At 65.7% G+C, this 2,992-nt stretch carries 2 protein-coding genes; both read left to right on the forward strand.

The window, feature by feature from the left end:
- Positions 1-1,190, forward strand: a 1,190-nt coding sequence (locus tag ACEN88_RS28100; protein WP_413344949.1) for a glycoside hydrolase family 3 N-terminal domain-containing protein, incomplete at its 5' end; no start/stop codon positions are given.
- Positions 1,191-1,376: 186 nt separating this feature from the next.
- On the forward strand, positions 1,377-2,675 hold the full coding sequence (locus ACEN88_RS28105; protein WP_413344951.1) for a tetratricopeptide repeat protein: 1,299 nt from the start codon (positions 1,377-1,379) through the stop codon (positions 2,673-2,675).
- Positions 2,676-2,992: the final 317 nt, after the last annotated feature.

Here is a 2,992-nt window from a genome sequence, read left to right on the forward strand (position 1 = left end):
GCCGTCCGCGATGGCGCTCGGCGCGGCGGGCGACGAACCGCTCGCGCGCGCTGGGCTTCAACTGGAACTTCGCGCCCGTGCTGGACCTGAACAACAACCCGCGCAATCCCGTCATCGCGGAACGCTCGTTCGGCGCCGATCCGGATCGCGCCACGGCCCTCGCGCTCGCGTGGATGGCGGGCAGCGGCAGCGAAGGCGTGGCCTGCTGCGTCAAGCATTTCCCCGGCCACGGCGACACGCACGTCGACTCGCACCGCGACCTGCCCACCGTCGACAAACCCTTGCCGGAACTGGAGCGCTTCGAATTCGCGCCGTTCCGCGCGGCCGCGCCGCACGCGCCGGCGGTGATGACGGCGCACATCGTCTACCCCGCCCTCGACGCCGACAATCCGGCCACGATGTCGCGCGCGATCCTGCACGACCTGCTGCGCACGCAATGGAATTACGACGGCGTGATCATCACGGACGGCATGGACATGCACGCTATCGCGCACCGGTACGACGCCGGCGACGCCGCCGTGAATGCGTTGATGGCGGGCGCGGACATGGTAATGGCCATCGGCAGCCGCGACACACAGGAACGCACGATCGCGGCGATCGCCGCCGCCATCGAGGACGGCCGCCTGCCGCTGGCCGACGTGCATGCGCGCCTGGCACGCCTTGACCGCCTCGCGCACACACATCCGGCGGGCGCCGTGCGGTATGCGACGGAAGACGCGGACCGCGCGTTGATGGCGGACGCATGGCGCCGGGCGCTCACGGCGCGCGGCAAGCCGCAGCGTCCCGCACCGGGCAGCAAGGTGCGCCTCGTCGCGCGGCAGGATGTCGTCAGCGACGGCGTGTCGGAAGCGGGCGTGCCGGCCAGCGCCATCGCGGCGATGCTGCACTCGCTGTTCGACGTGGACCTCGTCACGTTCGCGGATGCGGAAACGTTCGACTGGAACGCGCTGCCGCAGGATGGCCGCTTCACGATCCTCGCGTCGACCTCGCGCCGCCGCTACGGCCCGCACGCACGCGCCACCTGGACGCCGGACCTGCACCTCGCGTTGTGGAACCCGTACCAGGCCCTCGACTTCGCCGCGCCCGCGCTGATGACCTATGGCTTCGCACCGCCCGCGCTGGACGCGGTCCGTGCCTGGCTGGCTGGCGGGATCGATGCGGCGGGACAGTGTCCGGTGCCCGGCTTTTGACCTCGGGCGGTAACGCATTGTAACGACCCATACCGACGTCGCACCGCTGGGGCACAATTGCCACGCCCGTCAGCAGTTTGTGGGACAATGCACGCTTTGTCCGAGATCGGCACCCGGCACCGTCGGCGTATGTATTTGCAGTCACTGATAGGTGCAACTTTATCGTCATTAAGAGAGGATTTTTCAATGTCCCAATTCCGTTTCGCCCGCCTTGCCATGATGCTGGCCGCCCTTGGCCTGAACGCCGCGCCGGCCCTGATGCACAGCGCGTCGGCGCAGGACAAGAAAGCCGAGGCGCCCGCGCCGAAGCCTGATTCCGTCCGCCCGGAACTGTACAAGCTGCTCGACCCGGCGCAGATCAAGCCGCTGATGGACGCAAAAAACTATGGCGAGGTGAAGAACCGCATCACCCAGGCCGAAGCGTTCCCGGACAAGACGCCGTACGAGACCTATGTGCTGAACCGTATGAAGTTGTCGCTGGGTACGTCGACGGGTGACGATCAGATGGCGATCGGTGCGCTGGAAGCGATCCTGGCGTCGGGCAAGCTGCCGGACGCGGACAAGGGCAACTTCACGCAGGCGCTGGCCACGATGTACTACAACGCCAAGAATTATCCGAAGGCGATCGAGCTGTACAAGCAGATCCAGGCATCGGGCAAGTCGACGGACCAGATCAACTCGGCGCTGATCCGCGCGTACTACCTGAGCGGCGACTACGCGTCGGCGCTGAAAGCCCAGGAACCGGTGCTGCAGGCAGCGGAACAGGCCGGCAAGACCCCGACCCAGGAAGACCTGCGCCTGTACGCGTCGGCCGCGAACAAGGTCAAGGATGACGCCGCCTACCTGCGCGGCCTGGAAAAGCTGGCCGCCTACTACCCGACCGACGATTTCTGGACCGACCTGATCAGCCGCGGCATCGTGCGCAAGCCGGGCTTCCAGGACGCCAACATCCCTGACGTGCTGCGTCTCGAGTTCGCGGCCGTCAAGCAGATGTCGTCGGACGCCTACACGGAACTGGCCGAGCTGGCCATGAAGGATGGCTTCCCGACCGAAGCGAAGAAGGTCGTCGACGCGGGCTTCGCCGCCGGCGTGCTGGGCACGGGCAGCGGCGCCGCCAAGGACCGCCAGCTGCGCGACCGCGCCACCAAGGAAGCCGCAAGCGATGCGAAAAACATCGCCGCGGGCGAAGCGGGCGCCGCCAAGGCCAAGACCGGTGCCGGCCTCGTCAACCTGGGCTGGGCATACGTCACGATGGACCAGTTCGACAAGGGCATCCCGTTCATCCAGCAAGGTATCGCCAAGGGCGGCCTGAAGTCGCCGGACGAAGCCAAGCTGCGCCTGGGCATGGCCTATGCGAAAGCCGGCCAGAAGGACAAGGCCATCGAGACCTTCCAGCAAGTGAAAGCCGGCGGCGGCCTGTCCGACACGGCCAAGTACTGGATCCTGCTGCTGAACCACCCGACGGGTGCGATGGCGGCCAAGTAATCCCGGCCGGATCACCGGCAGACAGGGCGGCGCGGACTACGGTTCGCGCCGCTTTTTTTTCGTCTGCAAATTCGGGGTCAGAGCACATTTCGCGCCAAATTCGGGGTCAGAGCACATTTCGAATCAATGTCCAGAGCATATCGATCCGTGTCGTCTTGGCGTGCACGACTGCGGCATGACGGTAAGCGAACCCCAGACGGTGTTTGGTATGTGCACTAGCATGCTTCAAAACACATGTCCCAAAAAGTGCTCTGACCCTGAGCCTTCCCCTCAAATTTTGCTCAGATGTCATAGGTAAGCATCATGGAAGTCAGCTC

It is taken from the genome of Massilia sp. CT11-108 (assembly GCF_047302915.1).
GTDB lineage: Bacteria > Pseudomonadota > Gammaproteobacteria > Burkholderiales > Burkholderiaceae_D > Telluria > Telluria orientalis.